The 22,826-nt window shown below is 64.4% G+C and carries 19 protein-coding genes and 1 pseudogene; 7 read left to right on the top strand and 13 right to left on the bottom strand.

The features are described 5' to 3' along the window. The first annotated feature begins 50 nt into the window (after positions 1-50). From EJ073_RS01350 to EJ073_RS01340, 3 genes are all read left to right on the top strand, one after another. Positions 51-236: a hypothetical protein gene (locus EJ073_RS01350; RefSeq protein WP_126054087.1), complete on the top strand. Its 186-nt coding sequence runs from the start codon at positions 51-53 to the stop codon at positions 234-236. A gap of 358 nt (positions 237-594) precedes the next feature. Continuing rightward, positions 595-729 carry a hypothetical protein gene (locus tag EJ073_RS32700; RefSeq protein ID WP_126054086.1) on the top strand — a complete coding sequence of 45 codons (135 nt, stop codon included), beginning with the start codon at positions 595-597 and terminating at the stop codon, positions 727-729. 340 nt (positions 730-1,069) lie between these two features. Beyond that, positions 1,070-2,008 carry a GlxA family transcriptional regulator gene (locus tag EJ073_RS01340; protein WP_348627266.1) on the top strand — a complete coding sequence of 313 codons (939 nt, stop codon included), beginning with the start codon at positions 1,070-1,072 and terminating at the stop codon, positions 2,006-2,008. A gap of 10 nt (positions 2,009-2,018) precedes the next feature. Here the strand turns inward: EJ073_RS01340 and EJ073_RS01335 are convergent. The 13 genes and pseudogenes from EJ073_RS01335 to EJ073_RS01275 all read right to left on the bottom strand — a co-directional run. Beyond that, positions 2,019-2,207 (bottom strand): annotated as a pseudogene (locus EJ073_RS01335) (PLP-dependent aminotransferase family protein); the annotation flags it as partial. A 131-nt stretch (positions 2,208-2,338) separates the two neighbouring features. Then, positions 2,339-2,686 (bottom strand): peptidase inhibitor family I36 protein, encoded by a 348-nt coding sequence (locus tag EJ073_RS01330; RefSeq protein ID WP_126054084.1) that lies wholly within the window; start codon positions 2,684-2,686, stop codon positions 2,339-2,341. 97 nt (positions 2,687-2,783) lie between these two features. Further along, positions 2,784-3,629 carry a DUF1194 domain-containing protein gene (locus EJ073_RS01325; RefSeq protein WP_126054083.1) on the bottom strand — a complete coding sequence of 282 codons (846 nt, stop codon included), beginning with the start codon at positions 3,627-3,629 and terminating at the stop codon, positions 2,784-2,786. An 83-nt stretch (positions 3,630-3,712) separates the two neighbouring features. After that, positions 3,713-6,274 carry an FAD-dependent oxidoreductase gene (locus EJ073_RS01320; protein WP_126054082.1) on the bottom strand — a complete coding sequence of 854 codons (2,562 nt, stop codon included), beginning with the start codon at positions 6,272-6,274 and terminating at the stop codon, positions 3,713-3,715. A 156-nt stretch (positions 6,275-6,430) separates the two neighbouring features. Continuing rightward, a complete protein-coding gene (locus EJ073_RS01315) occupies positions 6,431-7,183 on the bottom strand; it encodes an FkbM family methyltransferase (protein ID WP_126054081.1) in 753 nt (250 codons plus the stop codon). Beyond that, positions 7,180-8,421, bottom strand: coding sequence for a hypothetical protein (locus EJ073_RS01310; protein ID WP_126054080.1), 1,242 nt, complete (start codon positions 8,419-8,421; stop codon positions 7,180-7,182). The genes EJ073_RS01315 and EJ073_RS01310 overlap by 4 nt, the downstream gene beginning before the upstream one ends. Positions 8,422-8,429: 8 nt before the next feature. Then, positions 8,430-9,890, bottom strand: coding sequence for an aspartate aminotransferase family protein (locus tag EJ073_RS01305; protein WP_189347724.1), 1,461 nt, complete (start codon positions 9,888-9,890; stop codon positions 8,430-8,432). 39 nt (positions 9,891-9,929) lie between these two features. Next, the gene (locus EJ073_RS01300; RefSeq protein ID WP_126054078.1) at positions 9,930-10,937 is read right to left on the bottom strand and encodes an NAD(P)-dependent oxidoreductase; all 1,008 of its coding nucleotides are present in this window, start codon (positions 10,935-10,937) and stop codon (positions 9,930-9,932) included. Further along, entirely contained in the window at positions 10,934-11,368 is a 435-nt protein-coding gene (locus tag EJ073_RS01295; protein WP_126054077.1) for an EamA family transporter, read from the bottom strand. The genes EJ073_RS01300 and EJ073_RS01295 overlap by 4 nt, the downstream gene beginning before the upstream one ends. A gap of 119 nt (positions 11,369-11,487) precedes the next feature. Next, positions 11,488-12,846: an FAD-binding oxidoreductase gene (locus EJ073_RS01290; RefSeq protein ID WP_245455448.1), complete on the bottom strand. Its 1,359-nt coding sequence runs from the start codon at positions 12,844-12,846 to the stop codon at positions 11,488-11,490. Next, a complete protein-coding gene (locus EJ073_RS01285; RefSeq protein ID WP_126054076.1) occupies positions 12,843-14,282 on the bottom strand; it encodes a UbiA family prenyltransferase in 1,440 nt (479 codons plus the stop codon). The genes EJ073_RS01290 and EJ073_RS01285 overlap by 4 nt, the downstream gene beginning before the upstream one ends. A 205-nt stretch (positions 14,283-14,487) precedes the next feature. Continuing rightward, positions 14,488-14,751, bottom strand: coding sequence for a hypothetical protein (locus EJ073_RS01280; protein WP_006335571.1), 264 nt, complete (start codon positions 14,749-14,751; stop codon positions 14,488-14,490). 165 nt (positions 14,752-14,916) lie between these two features. Further along, the gene (locus EJ073_RS01275) at positions 14,917-17,406 is read right to left on the bottom strand and encodes a mechanosensitive ion channel family protein (protein ID WP_126059049.1); all 2,490 of its coding nucleotides are present in this window, start codon (positions 17,404-17,406) and stop codon (positions 14,917-14,919) included. A 219-nt stretch (positions 17,407-17,625) separates the two neighbouring features. Between EJ073_RS01275 and EJ073_RS01270 the strand changes: the two genes are divergently transcribed. The 4 genes from EJ073_RS01270 to EJ073_RS01255 are packed head-to-tail and all read left to right on the top strand — an operon-like array spanning position 17,626 to position 22,764. Next, positions 17,626-18,885 carry a sarcosine oxidase subunit beta gene (locus EJ073_RS01270; protein WP_126054075.1) on the top strand — a complete coding sequence of 420 codons (1,260 nt, stop codon included), beginning with the start codon at positions 17,626-17,628 and terminating at the stop codon, positions 18,883-18,885. A gap of 12 nt (positions 18,886-18,897) precedes the next feature. Further along, entirely contained in the window at positions 18,898-19,194 is a 297-nt protein-coding gene (locus tag EJ073_RS01265; RefSeq protein WP_126054074.1) for a sarcosine oxidase subunit delta, read from the top strand. After that, positions 19,191-22,184, top strand: coding sequence for a sarcosine oxidase subunit alpha (locus tag EJ073_RS01260; protein WP_126054073.1), 2,994 nt, complete (start codon positions 19,191-19,193; stop codon positions 22,182-22,184). Before EJ073_RS01265 ends, EJ073_RS01260 begins: the two co-directional genes overlap by 4 nt. After that, the gene (locus EJ073_RS01255) at positions 22,177-22,764 is read left to right on the top strand and encodes a sarcosine oxidase subunit gamma (RefSeq protein WP_126054072.1); all 588 of its coding nucleotides are present in this window, start codon (positions 22,177-22,179) and stop codon (positions 22,762-22,764) included. Before EJ073_RS01260 ends, EJ073_RS01255 begins: the two co-directional genes overlap by 8 nt. Positions 22,765-22,826 lie beyond the last annotated feature (62 nt).

The following is a 22,826-nucleotide window of genomic DNA, read 5'->3' as shown; positions in this document are numbered from 1 at the left end:
ACGCAACGCTTCCGCCGGCCAACTCCCGGCGCAACGCAAAGGAGAATGAAATGTCTATCCTGTCGTCCCTCGGTCGGTTTGCGACCGAATTCAGCGCGGCCCGCGCTCGCTATCAGACCGAACGCGCCATCCACGCGCTGCCGATTGAACTGCAGAAGGATATCGGCTGGCCGGAAGCCGCCGATGCCAAGACCGGCGCTCGTCTCGGTGTCGGATCCTGGGCCGGAGCGAAGTAAATCGTGTGTATCAAATCCTGAAGGCCTGCCCGGCGGACCCAGCCCGGCAGGCCTCTCTATTTTGCCCAACCGTCTGTTTTGTTTGCATTCAAATGATTTTTCAAAGCCATGCTACAGCTGCATGACGCATATGAGCCAATCGCATAACGCCGCATTTTTCGATTTAACGCCTTGTAAACAATCGTAAATCCTGGGCGCATTGCCCAAAATTGTCGCAATCGGTGTCGCTTTTCATAACAAGCGCTTCGTTTTTGCGATTTAGTTTTCGTTCGCACAAGCCTATATCAACGCCAGCAAACGAGCTGCCCCACTCCATCACGCGAAGGCGACCCGTCTGAGCAACCGAATGGAGATGATTATGAAGCTTTTTGCCCGCCTCTTCGCCCGCCGCGAAACCAACCTGACGACCGCGCTCGAGCGCCAGCGCCTTTCGAAGACCATGCCTGGCCAGACCGGCGCCTTGGCCGCCGCGCGCCTCGGTTTCGTCGCTTGATATTGAGACTTACGCGCGGCGCCTCCCCGCCGACGCTGTGAAGTTAACCTCCCCGCCGCTTCGGCAAGACCGAAGCGGCGTTTCTTTTGCCCAGGGGCGGGTCTGCCCGCTCCGGTAGCACATCGGGCTCCATTCCCCAGGCAATTGCCCATTTGCGACCCATGTCGCAAATTTAATTGTCCCAAACCTCTCTACGCGATTGACAGGAATGGTTTTTCCTGATGTCGCTATGCTATTCGCGACATCCTGTTCGCGTCATGGCCGCGTGAGGTTTCCCGTGAATGCCGTAAAGCACCCGATCAAGAGATCGTTTGTGTTCTTCCTCGTTCCTGACTTCACCATGATCGCCTTCGCAACGGCGCTCGACCCGCTGCGGTCGGCCAACCGGATGCTCGGCTACGAGGCCTACAGCTGGCGCCTGGCCAGCATCGACGGCAAGCCGGTGCGCGCCTCGAACGGCGTCGAATGCGCCGTCAACACCTCGCTCGAGGAGGAGCGCAAGAAGATGGCCGGTCCGGACCGGCCCAACATGGCCATCGTTTGCAGCGGCGTCAATGTCGAGCGCTACCAGAACAAGTCGGCCTTCGCCTGGCTGCGCGAGGAATACAACCGCGGCGTCGCCGTCGGCGGACTGTGCACCGGCGCGCATATCCTTGCCGCCGCCGGCCTGTTGTCCAACAAGCGCTGCGCCATCCATTGGGAGAACCTGCCCGGCTTCTCGGAGGCCTTCCCGAAGGCCAATGTCTTTGCCGACCTGTTCGAGATCGACCAGAATATCTACACCTGCGCCGGCGGCACCGCGGCGCTCGACATGATGCTGAAGCTGATCGGCGACGATTTCGACGAAAGCCTCGTCAACCGGGTCTGCGAGCAGGTGCTGACCGACCGCGTGCGCAGCCCGACCGACCGCCAGCGCTTGCCGCTGCGGGCGCGCCTCGGCGTGCAGAACTCCAAGGTGCTGACCATCATCGAACTAATGGAGGCGAACCTCTCCGAGCCGCTGTCGCTGATCGAGATCGCCGACCATGTCGATCTGTCGCGCCGGCAGATCGAGCGCCTGTTCCGCACCGAGATGGGCCGTTCACCCGCCCGATACTATCTGGAGATTCGGCTCGACCGCGCCCGCCATCTCTTGATCCAGTCATCGATGCCGGTGGTCGAGGTGGCGGTCGCCTGCGGCTTCGTCTCCGCCTCGCATTTCTCCAAGTGCTACCGTGAGCTCTATGCCCGCTCGCCGCAGCAGGAACGCGTCGACCGCAAGCAGCTTCTGGCGGCCTAAGGCGAAGCGGTTACTCCACGAAGGCAAAGTCCTGCTCGCTCGTATGCAGCATGCATGCCAAGCTGCGCAATGCCTCCTCGAGCCGCTCGATCGGCGGCGCGGCAAGCGCCAGCCGCACGGCATTCGGCGCGTGTCCGGGGCCCATTGCGAAGGCGCTTGACGGCGTGATCGCGATGCCGCGACGCGCGGCGACGGCGACGCCCGCGGAACAGCAGACCGGCCAGAACGAGCACATGGAAGCGGCAGCACCGACGACCGGCGCCAAGACCCGGTCGACATCTGGAATTTAGGTTTGAACCGGCGGGCAGCCAGGCTCAGGTCACGGCCGCCTCAGTACCTTTCGCCGCAATAGCATTCGGCCGATGAGATGCGATCGTTCCAGCCGGTATTGCTGAAATCGCGGACCCTTCGATTGAGCTCGATCGACCGGCCTCGCATCCGCGTATCCGAATAGGCGACGAGGGTGCAGCCGCGGCGCACGATCACCGAAGAGACGCGGTCGTTCCAGAACTGGCCGCCACGGAAGCTCACCGAATCGTCCGCCCCCAATTCCAGCGCGCGGCCGCGAAAATACGAGTCCTCGAACATGATGCAGCCCGCCTCGCCGTAAAACTGTGCACTGGCGCTGCCGGCGCAAAATATCGATGCGGCCGCCATCAGGATTGCAACAGATTTCATGGGACGTCTCCTCGTTTGCGCATGGACGCCGTATGATCGGCACGGCGGGAACGACTTTGCATGGCCGGCACCGGACAGGCAAGCCGGGGCGTGACAACTAGCGGCTGTCGAACATCCAGCTGCGATCGCGCCACATTTTCTCGCCGACCTGACAATCCACGATCGGCTTGTCCTGGGCGAGGACCATGGGCGGATGGGCCGCCTCGTCGGCCGCCCATTGTGGCGAATCGGGGCCGGCAAGTTCCAGCACCAGCTTGCGGCGGATCGCTTCCGGGAACTGCGTCCAGTCATTGACCGGTATCATGAAGGCGCCGGGACCACCGATGACGCAGTCGCTGTAGTAGCGGTCGAGATCGTTGACGTCGTAGGCGCCGGTGAAGCCGCCGCGCGTCATCAACGGCAGCCCGTTGATGGTGATGCCCTGGCTCACAACGATGTCCCGCGCCAGGTTGACGGGCGCCCCCTGGTTGTTGGGTCCGTCGCCTGAGATGTCGATGACGCGCTTGACGCCCTGAAAGCCGCTTTCGGCGAAGAGATCGCTGCCGAATTCCAGCGCGCCGGAAATCGAGGTGCGCCTTGCGCTGTCCGGCGGGTGGGCGTTGAGCTGCTCGACCACGCGCTCGGCATCGGCGCGATTGGCGATCGCCGTCCACGGCACGATGACACGCTGCCAGTTGCTGCCCGCCCATTCGACATAGGTGACGGCGATTTTGCCATAGGCGCCTTCGGCAATGGCTTTGAGCACGAGATCATGCGTCAAGGCCGCCGCATAGCCATGGCGCTGGATCTCGAGCTCTTCGGGCGACATGGAAAGCGAGACGTCGACGGCCAGAACCAGTTCGATATCGACGGGCTCGGCGGAAGATGCCGGCGCGGTGCCAAGCGCCAACGCCAGCGCGGCGCAGCCCGGAAGGAGATGTCTTGCACTGGCAAAAGCAGACATGCCGCAACGGTAAGCGAGAATCACGGCTGGACAAAGCGAAAAGCCCGGCACGGGGCCGGGCTTCTCATGCAGTTTGAAGAAACTCAGCTGCGCGGCTTCAGGTTCTCGGGATCGTAGAGCGGCTTGTAGCCGACGCCGGCGACCTCGACCGGATAGGTCTCGCCGAAATATTCGACGTTGAGCCTGCGCCCTTCCTGGGCATAGGCCCAGGGCAGATAGGCGAGCGCGATGTTCTTGCCGATGGTCGGGCCATAGGCGACCGAAGTGGTGAAGGAGCGGCGGCCGAGCTTGTCGACCAGCGTCTCGCCGGTTGCCGGATCCAGCACCGGCATGGTGCCGACCGGATAGCGCGCGACGCCGTTCTGATCGATGTTGTCGGTCATCACCAGCGTGCACAGCATGGCCAGCTGATGTTCGCGCGCGCGGTATTCCAGGTGCTTGGCCTTGCCGCAGAAGTCGTTCTCCTTGACCTTCGGACGGGCAAGGTCGGCTTCGAGCAAATTGTACTCGGTCAACAGGTCGGCATTCTGCAGCCGCAGGCTCTTTTCCATGCGGCGCGTGTTGGCATAGGTCTCGACGCCGAACGGCATGACGCCGGTCGAGCGCAGCGCGTCCCAGACGGCCAGGCCGTCCTCGTAGCGCATGTGCAGCTCCCAGCCCTGCTCGCCGACATAGGAGATGCGGAAAGCCGTCACATCCTTGCCGCCGATCCGGATCGGCTTGATCGCGGCGAACGGGAAGTTCTCCGGGGTCAGGCCCTCGGGGTTCTCGACAACCTTCTGTAGGGTCGCCCGCGCGTTCGGTCCCCAGATGCCGATGGTGACGTACTTCTCGGTCACGTCGGTGACGGTGACATCAAAACCTTTGTCCTGCGCAGTACGCTGCATGTAACGGAAGTCGCGCGGGCCGGCGTCGGCGCCGTCGATCACCCGGCAGCGATCGGCCATGCGGATAACGGTGAAGTCGGCGCGCACCATGCCTTCCTCGTCGAGGAAGTGGGTGTAGATGCCCTTGCCGATGTTGTTGTCGCCGCCGATCTTGGCCGCGCACAGCCATTCCAGCAGCGCGACATGGTCGGGGCCTTCGACGTCATACATCGAGAAATGCGAGAGATTGACGATGCCGCAGTCTTCGCTCATGGCGAGGTGCTCGGCATTGGAGACGCGCCAGAAATGGCGGTTGTCCCATTCGTCCTCGCGCACCGGCACTCGGTTGCCGTATTTCTCCAGCAGGTGCTCGTTGGCGGCATAGCCGTGGGCGCGCTCCCAGCCGCCCAGCTCCATGAAGTAGCCGCCGAGCTCCTTCTCGCGCTCCCAGAACGGCGAGCGCCTGATGTCGCGACCCTTGGAGAATGGCTCGCGCGGGTGCACCGCCGGATTGTAGACCTTCATCGCCGTCTCGGTGCAGCGATCCCAGATGAACTGCTCCTGCGTCTGGTGCGGGTAGAAGCGCGCATAATCGATGGCGTGATGGTCGATCGAGGTGCGGCCGTCGGTCATCCAGTCGGCGATGAGCTTGCCCATGCCGGGGCCGTCCTTAACCCAGATGGCGACGGCGTACCACAGGCCCCTCACCTTCTGGCTTTCGCCCATCGACGGGCCGCCATCGGTCGTCACCTGCAGCAGGCCGTTGAAGGAGTGGCTCTCATTGTAGCCAAGCTCGCCGAGGATCGGCGTCAGCTCCATGGCGCGCTCGAGCGGCGCAAGGATCTGCTCCATGTCGAGGTCGCGCTGCGAGGGCGACAGCCGCGCCTGGTCCTTTTCCAGGAGGTCGCGCGGATGGCAGAGGCGCGGATTGGTCTCCTCGTAGTAGCCCCATTCGATCTGTCCGCCCTCGGCGGTCTTGGGGTCGCCGGTGTCGCGCATGTAGGCAGAGTTGCCCTGGTCGCGCAGCAGCGGCCAGCCGATTTCCTTGCCGGTGCCGGCGAACTCGTTGTACGGGCCGAAGAAGGTCAGCGGATGGTCGATCGGCATGACGGGCAGGTCCTCGCCGACCAGCGCCGCGGTCAAACGGCCCCAGATGCCGGTGCAGACGACCACATAGTCGGCCATGATCGTACCGCGCTCGGTCACCACGCCCTTGATGCGGCCGTTCTCGACGATCAGCGACTTGGCCGAGGTGTTGGCGAAAGACTGAAGCTTGCCTGAGGCGACGCCCTGGTCGACGAGCTTGCCGGCGACCGTCTGCGAGCGCGGGATGACGAGGCCGGCATCCGGATCCCACAAGCCGCCCTGCACCATACTCTCTTCGATCAGCGGGAACTTTTCCTTGATCTCGGCTGGCTCGATCAGGCGCGCCCGGGTGCCGAAGGATTTGGCCGAAGCGATCTTGCGCTTGATCTCCGCCATGCGGCTGTCGTCGCCGACGCGGGCGACTTCGAGGCCGCCTATGCGGGCGTAGTGGCCCATCTTCTCGTAGAAATCGATCGAATAGAGCGTCGTCCAGCACGACAGGAAGTCGTGACTGGTGGTGTAGCAGAAGTCGGACGCGTGCGCCGTCGAGCCGATATCGGTCGGGATGCCGGATTTGTCGATGCCGACAATATCGTCCCATCCGCGCTCGATCAGGTGATGGGCGACCGAAGCGCCCACGATCCCGCCCAGCCCGACGATGACGACCTTCGCCTTTTCCGGAAACCCTGCCATTGCCCGTGACTCCAAAGTGGTAAAGCGGGCGCGTCGGCGCCCGTTCGAATGGGGCACAATATGCAGAGGACGATGATCGGGCTACCGCCTGTTTGCGACACGCCGCAAGGTGCGGCGCGACCCGGCACACATGCTCGTTGTCAAAGCCCATTTCGGTCAGGCGAAAGCCCAGATGTCCTCGGCCTGGAAGCCGACCTGGTAGCCGGCGGTCTTCAGCTTGACCACGACCTGGCCGATCTCGGCCGCCGGCAGCGCGCCGACTTCGATCTTGATCATGCCGGGGCGGTAGCGCTTGAGGTCGAGTTGGTCGAACACAATCCAGTCCGCGCCCTCGCAGTCGACGAGGAAGGCATCGATATGGGTGATGTCGTTGCGGTCGAGCAGCGTCTGCAGCGTCTCCGAGGCCACCTCGATGTCCTTCAGATAGGGCGCGAACTTGTTGAAGTTGGAGTCCTCCTCGCCCCAGGCGTTCTTGCCCGACATCAGATTGGTGTCGGTGACGGAGGAACAGCCGATAAACTCGATCGGCAGCGTGCCGGCCTCGAGTGCCGCGGCGTCAAACGTATGAACTGTGATCGAGCCCTTGGTCCGGGTCACAGCTACCGGCTCGATGATGAAGCGCTCCGTATCGGGATAGTTGGCGCGCAGCCGTTTCTGATTGTAGGGAACCGGCTCGACCAGAACGGCACGCGCCCGCGCAATGCGGTGCAGCCACGGCGTGACATCGTCGAACAGGGCGCCATCGCAGGCGCCGACATTGACCATCTGGAACGGCCTGCCACCGAAGCGCGCCCTCAGCGCCGCCTTGGCGAGGAATTTCGTGCCGCGCAGCGCCGGCCCGCGATCGAGCAGCCCGGCGGGCAGGCCGAACGACAGCGCAAGGCGCGCCAGGCTGGAAATGGAACTCATAGCGTGTCTCCGGGCTTGTCTCCGGCAATGACGTGCGCCGCGACATGGCGCTGACCGGCCGCAGCCCACAGCGCCATCAGCGGGCCGGCAAGCAGCAGGAATGGCGCCAGGAGATTGGGGAAATAGATGCGCGTGTCGTGGATCGGGAACACCGTGAACTTCGCCAGCACGCCGAGCACCAGAGCCGCAAGCAGGATGCCGGCGCGGCGGTCGAGCCGGAAGCCGGCGCGGCCAAGCGCAAACCAGCCGGCCAGTGCCAGTACCGAGACGCCAACCCAGCTGTTCATGGTGACGGCGCGCAGCAGCGAGACGGCAAACGCCCTGAGGTAGGCCGCGAGCGAGAAAGGCGGCTCGAAGCCGTCCATATTGTAATGCTGCTCGATGGTGGAGAACCACAGATGCGGCCACCAGCCTGGGTGCTGGGCCCAGTGCGAGATGGCGAAATAGGCAATGAACGAGGCGGCAAAGCCCGCCAGCGCGCCCCATGCCTTCTGCCGGTACGCGATGAGCAGCATGGCGAAGATGGCCAGGAAGACGATGTTGTCCGGCCGCGCCATGAAGGCGAGGAACAGCAGGATCGCGGTCGCCGCCTCGCGTCTGCGCACATAGGCGAACAGGCCGCCGAGGAACAGCGCCGCGCAAAGGAGGTCTGGCGTCGAGGCGCGCGCCGCATCGCCGAAATCGGCCATGATCAGCCCCGCACCGACTATCGGAGCCAGAGCCAGCGCGCCTTCCGAACGCAGCCAGATGAGCGTAATGACGCCGAACAGCAGCACCGAGACCACCGACACCAGCCGCATCGCCTCGACCGGCGACACGACATGGCTGAGGCCGGACAGGATCTCGGCATAGAGGAACTTGATCCGGTACATGCCGAGCAGCGAATGGAAGTCTGCGGCATTCTCCGCCATGTGGCTGCGGAAGCCGCCGCCATCGTCAGTCAGCGTCTTGTAGTCGGCGGCCGAGACGCCCGCCTTGACCGTGCTGTAGGCATAGTCGTGCAGGGCCTGCGGATCGGGATAGGTGCCTTCCTCGGCGACCGCCAGATAGGGCAGCATATCCCAATTGGCGTCGGGCATGATCCAGGCCGTCGCCGCCGTCAGCAGGATATAGAGCGCCAAGGCAATCGCGCCAATCGGTGCGGCGAACCGCGCATAGGTCCCCTCACCCCACGCCAGGCCGGCGCCGGTCAGTCGGTCGAGCGGATTGGTCGGGACAGTCGGCGGCCTGGTCAGCATCGTCCCGCTCAGCGAAGGCTTTTGACGAAATCCTTCACGATCGCCACGATGCCGCGCGACAGCAGGCTGTCGAAGGCATCGACGAAGCGGTCGACATGCTCGCGCTGGCAGATCAGCGGCGGCTCGAGCCGGATGACGTTGCGGTTGTATTCGGTGAAGGCGACGAGGACGTCATAGTCGCGCAGCAGCAGCGCGCCGACGAAGCCGGACAGCGAGCCCTTCAGCTTGTCGTCGAGCACGCTGACCACCGGCCGCAGCACCATAGGCAGGGTCTGCGAGAAATCGTGGAACTCGAGCCCGATCATGAAACCCTTGCCGCGCACGACCTTGATGATCTTCGGATATTTTTCCTTGAGCGCCTGCAAGCGCTGCAGAAGGTAATCGCCGGTCGCGGCCGCATTGTCGATCAGGCCTTCTTCGTAGAGCACGTTCAGCCCCTCGATCGCGGTGACGCAGGCCTCGCCCATGCCGCCGAACGTGGCCATGGCATGGATCATCGCCGTCTTCGGCGTGCCATAGGCCTTCATGTAGACATCGCGCCTGGCGATCATGGCGCCGACCGCCGCCTTGCCGGCGCCCAGCGATTTCGCCAGCGCCGTCACGTCCGGCACGACACCGTAATGCTCGAAGGCGTAGAAGCGGCCGGAACGGCCATAGCCACACTGCACCTCGTCGGCGACCCACAGCACGCCATGCCGGTCGCACAAGGCGCGCAGCTTCTGCCAGTATTCGGCGGGCGCCTGGATGATGCCGCCGCCGCCCTGGATGGTTTCGAGCACGATGACGCTGATCTCGGGATCGGTCCTGAACAGGCGCTCCACCGCATCGATGTCGGCGAAGGGCACCCGCACGACATTGTCCGCCACCTTGAAGTCAGCGCGGTAGAGTTGGCCGTCGGTGATCGCCAGCACGCCCTTGGTCTTGCCATGAAAGGAATTCTCGGCATAGACGACCTTCGGCCGCTTCGGGCCGGCGGCGCGCTCGGCAAGCTTAACCGCAGCTTCCATGGCTTCCGAGCCGGACGAGCCGAGGAAAACCATGTCGAGGTCGCCGGGCGAGCACTTGGCGATGTTGTGCGCAAGGGCCGCGGCATATTGCGACATGAAGGCGATGGCGATTTCCTGCCGCTTTTCCTCCTGAAATGTCTTCCGCGCCTCCAGGATGCGCGGGTGGTTGTGGCCGAAGGCCAGCGAACCGAAGCCGCCGAAGAAATCGAGTATCTTGCGGCCGTTCTGGTCGATGTAGAACATGCCCTCGGCGCGCTCGATCTTCACCTTGTGGAAGCCGAGCAGCTTCATGAAATGCAACTGGCCCGGATTGAGATGCGCCTTGAACAGGTCGGTGATGCGGGCGACATCCATCGCCTTGGCCTGCTCGACGCTGATCAGGTCGGGCTTGGCGATGGTGGCGGGCGACAGCGCCGGCGCATCGACAAGCGTGCGCGCGCCCGTTTGTTCCGGCTTGGCCATGACGGTCATCTCGAGAATCTCCTATTGGCCTTGGTCGCCTTACTCGGCGGGCACATGTTCGGTGGCGACGGCATGGCCGTCCTTCTTGGCGCGGTACTCGCTGTAGGCGGCGATCAGCATGTCCTCGTCGCGATATTGCGGCACCCAGCCGAGCTGGCGCTCGGCCTTGGACACGTCGAGAACGCACTCTTCGTCGGCGATCAGATATTGCTCGGGGTCCATGATCGGCATGTTCATGAGGTCGAGCAGGTCGAGCGTGCGCTTGACCGCCCAGCCCGGTGTCGGGATCAGGATCGATTTCGAGCCGGCATGCCGGATCAGGTCGCCAAGCAGCTTCTTCACCGGCGGCGGGTTGAGGGAGCCGAGATTATAGGCCTCGTTCGGCACGCCGGCCTTCCAGGCGGCGCGGGCAGCTTCCGCGCAGTCGAAAACAGAGATGAACTGGTAGGGATTCTTGCCCGAGCCGATCATCGGCACGGGAAGATTCCAGTCGATCAGCTTGAACAGTTTTTCCAGGATGCCGAGGCGGCCGGGGCCGATGATCAGGCGCGGCCTGAACAACGAGATCGACATGCCGCGCTTGCGCCAATCGGCAGCCAGCTCCTCGGTCTTCAGCTTCGACAGGCCGTACTCGCCGAGCGGCGCGACCGGGTGTTCCTCGGTCATGGGCAGTGTCACCGTATGGCCGTAGATCATGTCGGTCGTGTAGTGGACGAGCTTCGAGGCGCCGGCCTTGTCCATCACCTTGATGATGTGCTCGGTGCCGTGGAAGTTCACCGGGAAGAAGAAGTCGTGCCGCTTGGCGCGCACCTGTATCGGCGACAGCATCTTCGCCGACAGGTTGTAGACCATGTCGTCCGCCCGGACACCGACGCATGACACCGAAGCCGGTTCCGTCACGTCGCACTTGATGTAGCGGACGGACCGGTAGTGCGGCAGGTCACTCTTGACGATGTCGGCGACAACGACCTCTTCGCCATCGGCCGCGAGCTTCGGGGCAAGGTGGCGACCGACGAAACCGTCGCCTCCGAAAATGACATGTCTCATCGAACGATCTCGCTTGTGCCGATCTTGTCTTGGGTGATGGATGCGGTCTGGTCCTCATCTCCGCGTCCGCTCTGCGCTATCAGCACCGTGCCGACGCAGATGCAGGCGATGCCGGCAACGCGCCAGCCGTTGAGGTCCTCGCGGAAAACGAAGTAGGCAAACACTGCCACCGCGACATAGGCGAGGCTGAGAAACGGATAGGCGAAGCTGAGCTCGACCTTCGACAGCACGTAGAGATGCGAGGCCATCGAGATGACGAAGGTGCAGAGCCCCAGGAACACCCAGGGACTGAAGACGATCTGCAGCAGCTTCAGCAGCGGATTGGTGCCCTCGAACGAAATCGGCCCGAGCGACATCATGCCTTGCTTCAGCATCAGCTGCGCCGCGGCATTGGTCATGACCGTAAAAAGGATGAAGACGATGTATTTCATGTTGCCACCTGCCCCGCAGCGGTCCTACTACAAACCTGCAAACATTTCGTGAAATCACGTGCTGCTTTAAGTAAATCCCGGCACAATGTTTTATTTGCCAAGATTTATTCGAATTCTACCTATTCCGCCGCCTCTGCCATCCCTCGCCGTTCATCCAGTTTCTTCGCTGTGCGCGCCCAGAAGTCGGACATGAAGGCGGGGTCGCGCAACGCCTCCAGCCGCCGCCAGTCCGGGAAGGATGCCGCGAAGGTCTCGGCGCCCATGCGCGCGTCCTTGTAGGGGTTGACCGCGCCGCCCGCCTCGACCGTGATGCGGTCGAGTTCGGAAAGCAGCTCGAGCGTCCTCTCGCCCCGGTTGGGGAAGTCGAGCGTCAGCGTGTAACCAGGCCTCGGAAAAGACAGCAGCGCCGGCGAGCGGACCTTGCCGAAGCGCTTCAGCACGGTGAGGAAGGACCCCTGCCCAGCGCGCCGTGCCGCCTCCAGCAGCGCCGGCACGGCAAGCCGCGCGGCCTCCTCCGGCACCACGCACTGGTGCTGGAAGAGGCCTTTCGGCCCGTAGAGCCGGTTCCAGTCGCCAACACCGTCAAGCGGAAAGAAGAAGCCCTGGTAGCCAACCTGACGCGGCGCCGGCGATCGCCCTTTCTTCCACCGGTAAGCGGCGTTGAAGGCGGTGAGGAACGGCCGGTTGAGCACATTGAAAGGCGGCTGCAGCGGCACCGAAAGGCGGGCGTTTGCGCGGGACGCTGTGTGCGAGCCATGCTCGGCATGGTTGCCGGCGAACAGCAGGCCGCGCCCGCGGCCGTGACCGCCGGCGAGCTGGTCAATCCAGGCGACGGCATATTCATTGGCCTGGTCGGCCGCCTCGGCAAGCTCGAAGAATTGGCCGAGATCGCCAAATGGTGTCACCGTCTCGACGACGTCGAGCGAAGGCACCCGCATCAGCCGGATCGAGGCCGACAGGATCAGCCCGGTCAGCCCCATGCCGCCAATGGTTGCCCGGAACAGTCTAGCATTGTCCGTGTCGGAGCAGCGGCAGGTATTGCCGTCCGAGCGCAGCAGTGTCAGCGACTCGACATGGCAGCCGAACGTGCCGCGCCGATGATGGTTCTTGCCGTGGATGTCGTTGGCGATCGCCCCGCCAAGCGTCACGAATTGCGTGCCGGGAACCACCGCCGGGAAGAAGCCGTAGGGAGCGGCATGGGAGATGATATCGCGCAAGAGCACGCCGGCATCCGCTTCCAACACACCCGTCCCGGCATTGAAGGCGCGGACGCGGTTGAGCGGCCGCATGTCGACCACCGAGCCGGCCTGATTCTGGCATGTGTCGCCATAGGAACGGCCATTGCCATAACCAAGCAGCGAACCCGGCTTGGCAGCGCCGCTCTTCAGCAGCGCGACGGCATGGTCGGCCGGGATGGCATGGCGTGCCGGAGGCGTCGCCAGCCCAAAACTGCCGAAACGTTCGCCGCCCCTGATCAACCGCCCCAGGCTCCAGCCACCAGAAGGGCGGCGCCGATGGCGACAACGATCTGGCTGCGCCAGTCGCGGATGATGAAGACGACAGGATCGTCGTGCATCTCGTCGCGGCGGGCGAGGATCCAGACGCGCATCGTGAGGTAGAGCACGATCGGCGCCAGCGGCCACATCACCCATGGATGCGAATAGAGCTCGCGCACCGCGACGCTGTCCATGTAGAGCGCGAGCACCAGGGCCGAGGAGAAGGCGGAGGCCATGCCGGCCTGGGCCACGATCTCCTGGTCTTCGGTGCGGTAGCCGCGGCCGGCGATGCGCTCGCCGGCAGGAATGGCAGTGGTGCGCAATTCGACGAAGCGCTTCACCAGCGCCAGCGACAGGAAGAAGAAGATCGAGAAGGCGAGCAGCCAGAAGGAGACGTCGACGCCCGTCGCCGCGGCACCTGCCAGCACCCGGATCGTATAGAGCCCGGCCAGCGTCAGCACATCGACCAGGAGCATGCGCTTGAACGACAGCGAATAGGCTGTGGTGACAACCATGTAGCCGCCCAGCACGCCGAGGAATTCGATCAGCAGCAAAAGCCCGGCGGCGATGCCGACGGCGATCAGCGCCATCATCGCGCCGAAGCCGAAGGGGATAGTGAGCGCGCCGGTGGCGAAGGGGCGATAGCGCTTGGTCGGGTGTTTGCGGTCGAGCGCGAGGTCGAAGAAGTCGTTGAGGATGTAGATGGCGGAAGCCACGGCGCTGAAGGAGATGAACGCCAGCACGCATTCCCAGATCATGTCGATGTTGAAGTACTCGTGCGACAGCACCATCGGCACCGCGATCAGCGCATTCTTCAGCCATTGATGCACGCGCAGCATCTTGACGAATGTCTTCAATGTCGGCTTCGGCACCGCAACCGTTTCGGCGCCATGCCCGGCCTGCCAGCGCGCGGCATGGCGGTCGGGCGCCACCACGATCGCGCTGCGCGCTGCGTCGAAAACCTGGAGATCGTGCCGGCTGTTGCCCGCATAGTCGAAGCCGCCGTCGCCATAGGCGGCGACCAGCGAGTCGCGTTTCCTGCCTGAGGTCATGTTGTGCGGACCATCGGTCGCCAGCACGCGGTCGAAAATGCCCAGATGCGAGGCGATCGCCTCGGCGAACTTGCGCGGCGTGCCGGTCGCCAGCACGATCTCGCGACCTTCCCGATGCTCGGTGCGGAGCCGATCGAGCAGCGCCTCGCGGTAAGGCAGCGAAGCCGGATCGATATCGATGCGGGCAGCGATCTCCTGCTTGAGTCTGGCCGGCCCGCCGGCCAGCCAGAACGGCACCAGGAAGACATAGAGCGGATTCTTCTTGAGAAGGATGAACAAGCCTTCCCAAAGGAGGTCGGTCGCAATCAGCGTGCCGTCGAGATCGACCGCAAGCGGAATTGCGTTCCTGTCCGACCGCGCGTCCATGATTCCCTGCCCTGCCTGATTCCTTCGCGCCCTGTTCGGCGGCTTCGGGTCGGATATAGCGGGAGATGACGCAGCGAACGTTAAAACGTCAGGTTGCGGCCAGGCTGTGCGGTGGTATTTCCCCGGTCAGTGTTAAACAACCGCTACCGGAAACAATAAAAGGCCGGGCAGTTTGCCCGGCCTTCGCGAGAGATGCTGCCCGGTTTTACTTGATGCGGGCGACGCCACCCGAAATCTCGACCGTTTCCGAGCCGGTCAGGGCTTCGAGGTCACCATTCGGCAAGGTGACGAAACAGCCATTCGGGCAGAATTCCACGGTTTCGCCGGCGGCCAGCGCCAGCTCCGTCTTGCCGCCGCCCTCGGTCACGATCAGCGTCCGGGTCTCGGCGTCCTTGTTGACCGCGCTGGCGGCGAAAGCCGACCCGCCCACGGCTAGAAAAGCGATGGCGGCGACGACAGACTTCCACATTTGCAATACCGGTGTTTCCACACCGCCTTCTTGTTGCATTTGCAAGGCATTCTCGCCCTTTGCATGCGAGCTTATATGAGATCGAAGCTGAACCGCAACTGAATGCCGCATTCATGCCGCAATTGGCTTTTGCCGGACACAGGCACGATTCCGTGGTGTGCCGCCTCAGTCCGGATCAGGTTTGCTGCCCTTGCGCCTGGACTTTGCCAGGCGCGCCTTTTCAACCGCGGCTTCGGCTTCCGCTTGCTCCTTCTCGGCGAAGTCGGCCTCCATCTTGTCGTCGTCGATCGGCCACGCCTCGGGCTTTGTCGTCTCAACCACGGCGCGTGGCGTCGAGGGTATCTCGATATGCTCGCTGTTGAACTCATCGAAGATGGCAAAGCGGATGTCGTTCTGCACGATGTTGCCGTTCAGGATGTCGGCGAGGAACACGCGGATCTCGAATTCGAGCGCGGCGGCGCCGAAATTGGCGAACAGTACGAACGGCTCGGGGTTCTTCAGCACCAGCGGATGGCTGCGCGCGATTTCGAGCAAAAGCGCATGCACCCGCTTGACGTCGCTGCCATAGGCGACGCCGACCTTGATGTCGACGCGGCCGAGCTTGTTGCGGTGCGTCCAGTTGCCGACCGCATTGTTGATCAGGGTCGAGTTGGGCAGGATCACCGACTGCCGCTGGAAGGTCTCGATCTCGGTGGCGCGCACGCTGATCTTCTTGACCGTTCCGGTGGTGTCGCCGGCGACGATCCAGTCGCCGACCTTGAACGGACGCTCGGCAAGCAGGATCAGGCCGGAGACGAAGTTCGACACCACATTTTGCAGGCCGAAGCCGATACCGAGCGACAGGGCGCCGGCAACGAGCGCCAGGTTTGACAGGTCGATGCCGGCCGCCGAGACGCCGACGAGGCCGGCAATGGCGACGCCGGCATAGCCGACCGCCAGCCGGATCGAGTTGCGCACGCCGGCGTCGACCCTGCCGCGCGCCATCACCGAGCCGTCGAGCCAGCCCTGGAACCAGCGCGTCAGGAAATAGCCGATGACGAAGACCACGATGCCGCTGAGGATGCCGGTGAACGAGATCGTCACCGAGCCGATGGTGACGCCCGTCGCCAGTTTGTATGCCCACGCTTGGATGTCGCCGGGCTGGAAACCCCACATCAGGAGGATCAGCGGCAGGAACACCAGCACGATCATCAGGTTGATGGCGATGCTGACGACCAGGCCGAGCTGGTCGAGCGCGGTTTCATCATAGCTTGAATTGGCGGTCAGCCAGCGCCCAGCCGACGTGTCGGCGAAGCCGCCCTCTTCGCCGATCGCCCGTGCCGACAGGAAGCCGATATAGGCGGTGACAAGGACGGTGCCGGTGACCACCACCTGCAGCGAGACGAACAGCGCAAGGCCGATATAGCCGAGCAGCGCCGCCGCGATGGTGAACAGGCCGAGCGCGACGGCGGTGACGCGAAGCCAGGCCGGCCACGGGCGCCATGTTCCATCCCGCGCCCGGAACGGCTTCAGCAGCGCCATCAGGATCAGGATGACGCCGACGATGATGGTAGCGACAAAGCTGCGCGCGATGGTCAGCGACAGCGGCGAGCCCATCTTGTCGTTGACCACGGACAGGAAATTGTTGAAGCCGATGACCACCGCCATCGCCGTCGTCAGCCGCACCAGCCAGCGCGCCGGCCCGGTTTCGACCGGAATCAGGCGCCAGTTGGGCAGGCGCGGCTCAAGCGCGGCATTGGTCAGCCGGTTGACGCAGAACACCACCGCGATGACGGCGAGCAGCGCATTGAGGAAGACGCCGATATCGCCGCGCAGCACGTTGTAATAATTGAAGAAGAACACGGTCGAGGCGAGGAACACCGAGAGCGCCGCGGACGGCAGCAGCGTTGACCAGAACGCCACGGAAAGCCGGCTGAGATAGGACGGCGCCTCGATGGACGGGTCGGGTTCGAAGATGCGCCCGAACAGGCGCCGGCCGCCGACCAGCAGCACCGCCGCCAGTCCCAGCGCCATCAGGGCCGCTGCGAGCACGGCCTGGAGTTTGAATTTGAAGGCGAAAATCAGCCAGGACGAGACGGCTTTGTAAAGGCCGGTGAATTGATCGTGCGCATCGGAAAAGGCCTGGGGACTGAGCGCGTCCGTCAGTTCATAGCGCTTGGCGAGGAAATTGCGGAAAAGGTCGCTGCGCATGACGCCGATCTTGTCGATCAGCCCGTTGATGCGGATCGACAGGTTTTGCGCGCTGGCGATGACGGCGTTGATCTCGGCTTTTTCGGCGGCAAGCGCTCCGCGCTCGTTGGTAACGATCGCCGGCTCCTGCGGCTGCCCCTGCGCCGGCGGCGGGCCAAGCACCTCGATCCGGTTGTTGATGTCGGCAAGGCGCGAGCGGAAGGCCAGTGCGCTGTTCAATGCCGCCCGCGACAGATCCTCGAGTTGCAGGCGGACGTCGACAAGCGCTGCGTCATCCTCGGCGTCGTCGGCGACCTTCTTTTCGAGACCATCGGTCTTGGCCGCCAGGTCCTGGACGACCTTCTGCTGGTCGACGATCAGTTGCGCGGAACCCTGGCCGATGGCCTGCGCCATCGCATCGAACGAAGGCTGCGCCGAAACGGCGAGCATCAGAACCAGGATCAGGCGAAGTAACCGGAAGAACATGACCTTGATGGCGACTCGCTGCCGAAAAGACTTCGTAATTTCGTTCTTGATAAAGACCGCCATACCCCGCGGCAAGCCGTCCCCGATCAGGCAAGTGCAAGCCGTCTCCGGTCAGGCAAGTGGAAGTCGGCCTGTCGAAAAGCGATGGCGCAATCTTGGCTTTGCGCCCGCTGCCTGCTCTATAGTCTGCCGCATCGCACCAACCGGACGACATGAAACATGGCGGAATATTCGGCCTTTTCGCTCCTCAAGAACGCGCTCAGCGGAAACAAGGACTGGAAGCCGGCCTGGCGCAAGCCGGACCCAAAGGCATCCTATGACGTGATCGTCATCGGCGGCGGTGGGCACGGCCTGTCGACCGCCTACTACCTCGCCAAGGAGCACGGCATCACCAACGTCGCGGTGCTGGAGAAGGGCTGGCTGGGCTCAGGCAATGTCGGCCGCAACACCACCGCAGTGCGCTCGAACTACCTTTTGCCTTCCAACACCCGCTTCTACGAGCATTCGATGAAGCTTTGGGAGAACCTCTCGCACGACCTCAACTACAATGTCATGTTCTCGCAGCGCGGCTGTCTGAACCTGGCGCATACGCCCGCCCAGTTCGACGACTATGCCAGGCGCGGCAACGCCATGCGCCATCTCGGCGTCGATGCCGAGCTGATGACCGTCGACCAGATCAAGCGGCTCGTGCCGGCGCTCGACGTCTCCGGCTCGGCGCGGTTCCCTGTCATCGGCGGCCTGATGCAGCGGCGCGCCGGCAGCGCCCGCCACGATGCGGTGGCCTGGGGCTATGCGCGCGGCGCCGACCGGCGCGGCGTCGACATCATCGAGAATTGCGAGGTCACCGGTTTTCTGCGCGACGGCGACCGCATCACCGGCGTTTCGACGACGCGCGGCGAGATCCGCGCCAGGAAGGTGGCGCTCGCCGTTGCCGGCAGCACCGGCCGCGTCATGCAACTGGCCGGCATCGACAAGATGCCGATCGAGAGCCATGTGCTGCAGGCCTTCGTGTCGGAATCGCTGAAGCCGATCATCGACACGATCCTGACCTTCGGCATGGGTCACTTTTACATCTCGCAGTCCGACAAGGGCGGCTTGGTCTATGGCGGCGACCTCGACGGCTACAACAGCTATGCCCAGCGCGGCAGCCTGCCGATCGTCGACGAGGTGATGAGCGAGATGCTGGCGCTGTTCCCCGGCCTGGCGCGCGTGCGCATGCTGCGCTCCTGGGGCGGCCTCTGCGACATGACGATGGACGGCTCGCCGATCATTACCACTGGCCCGCTGCCCGGCATGTATCTCAATTGCGGCTGGTGCTACGGCGGCTTCAAGGCGACACCGGCCTCCGGCTTTTGCTTTGCCTGGACCATCGCCAAGGGCGAGCCGCACGAGCTCAACGCGCCGTTCACGCTCGACCGCTTCTATCGCGGTCTCTTCATCGACGACAAGGGCCAAGGCGCGACGCCTCGGCTGCACTAGGGTTGAAATAAGATGCTTATCACCTGTCCCTATTGTGGCCCACGCGACGTCATCGAGTTTGCCTATCAGGGCGATGGCAACCGCGAGCGTCCGCAACCGGCCTCTCAGGACCTCGACGCCTGGAACGCCTATGTCTACGACCGGCTGAATCCGGCCGGCGACCATAACGAGATCTGGCAGCATGCCGGCGGCTGCCGCGCTCATATCAGGGTCGTGCGCAACACGCTGACACACGAGATTTCCAGCACTGCTTTCGCGCATGGCGGCCACAGATCCGCCACGCGGCACAAGACGGAAGCCAAGTCGTGAGCCCCCGTCGCATCGAGAACGGCGGCCGCGTCGACCGGCTGCGCACCATCCGCTTCACCTTCGACGGCGTGACCTATACCGGCCATGCCGGCGACACGCTGGCCTCGGCGCTGCTCGCCAATGGCGTGACGCTGTTCGGCCGCTCGTTCAAGTACCACCGCCCGCGCGGCGTGCTCACGGCCGGTGTCGAGGAGCCGAACGCGCTGGTAACAGTGCTGCGCGGCGAGGTGCGCGAACCGAACATCGCCGCGACCATGGTCGAGATCTATGACGGGCTCACCGCCGTCAGCCAGAACCGCTTCCCGTCGCTTGCCTGGGACGTCAGTGCGGCCAACCAGCTCGGCGGCAAGCTCCTGTCGGCCGGCTTCTACTACAAGACCTTCATGGGGCCGGTGATCGGCCCGCTCAAAGGCACCCGCTTCTGGATGTTCTGCGAGCATTTTATCCGCCGCGCCGCCGGTCTCGGCAGAGCCGGCACCGCCGCCGACACTTCGCGCTATGAGCGCATGAACGCCTTCTGCGACGTGCTGGTGGTCGGCTCCGGTCCGGCCGGGCTGATGGCCGCCAAGGCTGCCGCCGAACAGGGCGCGCGCGTCATCCTCACCGAGCTGGAGCCGCGCTTCGGCGGCTCGGCCAACTGGTCCGGCGAGACGATCGACGGCATGCCGGCGGACGACTGGGCGGCGCGCGTTGCCGGCCAACTCGAAGGCAACGACAATGTGCGGCTTTTGCCGCGCACCACGGTCTGGGGCTACTATGACGGCAACACGCTTGCCGCGCTGGAGCGTGTCAGCGACCACAAGGAGAGCCTGGCCAAGGGCGAGCCGCGCCATCGCTACTGGGCGATCCGCGCCAGAACCGTGGTGCTTGCCACCGGCTCCTTCGAACGGCCGCTGGTCTTCCCCGGCAATGACCGGCCGGGCGTCATGCTGGCGCATGCCGCAGAGCGCTACGCCAACGAATATGGCGTCCTGCCCGGCGAGAGGATTGCCCTGTTCACCAACAATGACAGCGCCTACCGTTCCGCCCTGGCGCTGAGGAAGGCAGGGGCCGCGATCGTCGCAATCGTCGACGTTCGCTCCGGGCTGTCGGACGAAATGCGCCGGCTGGCCACCGAGGCCGAGGCGGAAATGCTCTCCGGTCACGCCGTGGTGGCCACCGAGGGCGGCAAGGCTCTCTCCGGCCTAAAAGTGCAGCGCTTCGACATGCTGAGTGGCGCGCCCACCGGCGACGCGCGCAGCATCCATGCCGACTGCCTGCTGATGTCAGGCGGCTGGTCGCCGACGATCCATCTCGCCAGCCAGGCCGGCGCAAAGGCTGAGTGGAACCCGGCCAGGCAGGCCTTCCTGCCACCGAAGCCGACGCAGCGCTGGATCGGCGCAGGCGCCTTCACCGGCAGTTTCTCGACCGCCGAGGCCATCGCCGAAGGCCGCACCGCCGGTGTCGCTGCCGCGGGCGGCACGGACGCGCCGACGGCCCTGCCGGACGTCGAAGCCGCGCCAGGCGAGCCCGACCCGGCGCCGGTGTTCGAGATCAAGGCGGCGGGCAAGAGCTTCGTCGATTTCCAGCACGACGTCACGGCGGAAGACGTGCGGTTGGCGCACCGCGAGGGCTTCATCTCGGTCGAGCACCTCAAGCGCTACACCACGCTTGGCATGGCGACCGACCAGGGCAAGAGCTCCAACGTGCCGGGCCTCGCCATCATGGCCGAGGCTCTCGGCAAGCCGATCCCCGAGGTCGGCACGACGCGCTTCCGCCCACCCTACACGGCGGTGTCGATCGGCTCGCTGGCGGCCGAGCGTTTTGGCGATCTCAAACCCGAGCGGCTGACCCCGATGCACGACTGGCATATCGCCAACGGCGCGCGGATGTATTCCGCAGGCCTCTGGTACCGGCCGATGATCTACGGCCTTGCCGGCGAGACGGTCGAGCAGGCCTATGTGCGCGAAGCCAAGGCCACCCGCGACAGCGCCGGCATCGTCGACGTCTCGACGCTGGGCAAGATCGCCGTGCAGGGACCGGACGCGGCGGAATTCCTCGACCGCGTCTACACCAACATGTTTTCCACGCTTGCCGTCGGCAAGGCGCGCTACGGCCTGATGCTGCGCGAGGACGGGCTTGCCTTCGACGACGGCACCACCTGGCGGCTCGGCGAGCAGGACTTCCTGATGACCACCACCACCGCCAATGCCGGCAAGGTGATGCAGCATCTGGAATATTTCCTCGACGTGATCTGGCCGGAATTGAAGGTCACCGTCACCTCGGTGACCGACGAATGGGCAGGCGCTGCGATCGGCGGGCCGAAGGCGAGAGCCATCCTCGCCACCTGCGTCACCGGCACCGCCGTCGACAACGCCACCCTGCCTTTCATGGGCATCGTCCGTGGCCAGATTGCGGGCGTGCCGGTGATGATCTGCCGCCTGTCCTTTTCCGGCGAGATGGCCTTCGAGGTCTATTCCGGCGCCGGCCACGGCACCCATGTCTGGGAGGCGCTGATCGAGGCTGGCAAGCCATCCGGCCTGGTGACCTACGGGCTCGAGGCGCTGGGTACGATGCGCATCGAGAAGGGCCATGTCACCGGCGCCGAGATCGACGGCCGCACCACGGCGCGCGACCTGCATCTCGACTGGATGCTGTCGAAGAAGAAGCCCTTCATCGGCTCGGCGATGATGGACCGCGAGGGCCTGATCACGCCTGACCGGCTGCAACTGGTCGGCCTGGTCTCGCTCGACAACCGCCCGTTCAACGGCGGCGCGCATATCGTCGAGGAACTGGACGAAGCCAATCCACGCGATTCGATCGGCCACATAACCGCCTGCTGCTATTCGCCGGCGCTCGGCAAGCATATCGCGCTAGCGCTGGTCAAGGGCGGCAAGGCCAGGCACGGCACGCGCGCTTTCGTCTCGGACCCGTTGCGCAATCGCTTCGGGCCGATCGAGATCGTCTCCAACCACTTCTACGACCCGGACGGGAGCCGCATGCATGGTTGAACGTCAATCTCCGCTCGAGCCGGAGTACCACCCGGGCTCGCACGGCAATTTCGAACATGGCGTCGACGTCATCCTGTCTGAGACGCGGCCGGGCTCGATCCTGCAGCTCGCCGCATGGCCGGGCGAGGAGAAGCGCCTTATGTCGGCGATATACAAGGTCGCGGGCCTTGCCCTGCCCGACGGCGCCGGCGGCGGCGTCACCAACGGCGGCAGATCGGCATTCGGCATCGCGCCAGGCAAGTTCACCGTCATCGACGACGCCGAGGGCCTTGCGGCCGCGTTCAGCGGCGTCGTCACGCCGGACGTGGGCACCGTCACCGACCTGTCGCATGGCCGCACCGCGATCCGCATCGCCGGCCCGAAGGCCGAATGGGTGCTGGCGAAGTTCTTTGCCATCGATTTCGCGCTGCCGGCCTTCCCGGTCGGCGCCGGCCGCTCGACCACCCATCACGACGTCTTCGCGCAGATTCAGCGCACCGGCGCCGACCAGTTCGACATCTATGTCTTCCGCTCCTTCGCCCGCTCCTTCTGGAAGGCGCTGTGCCACGCCAGCGAGGAAGTCGGCTACGAGGTGCAGTAGCTCCGGCTGGCACTACGGACGGCCACAACTGCTGCTTGAGGCTTGGGCCAGCCGGGCCGATA

Origin of the sequence: Mesorhizobium sp. M4B.F.Ca.ET.058.02.1.1, assembly GCF_003952505.1 — a bacterium.
Lineage (GTDB): Bacteria > Pseudomonadota > Alphaproteobacteria > Rhizobiales > Rhizobiaceae > Mesorhizobium.
Note: the sequence above shows the minus strand (reverse complement) of the source record. Positions and strands in the feature narration are given on the sequence as shown.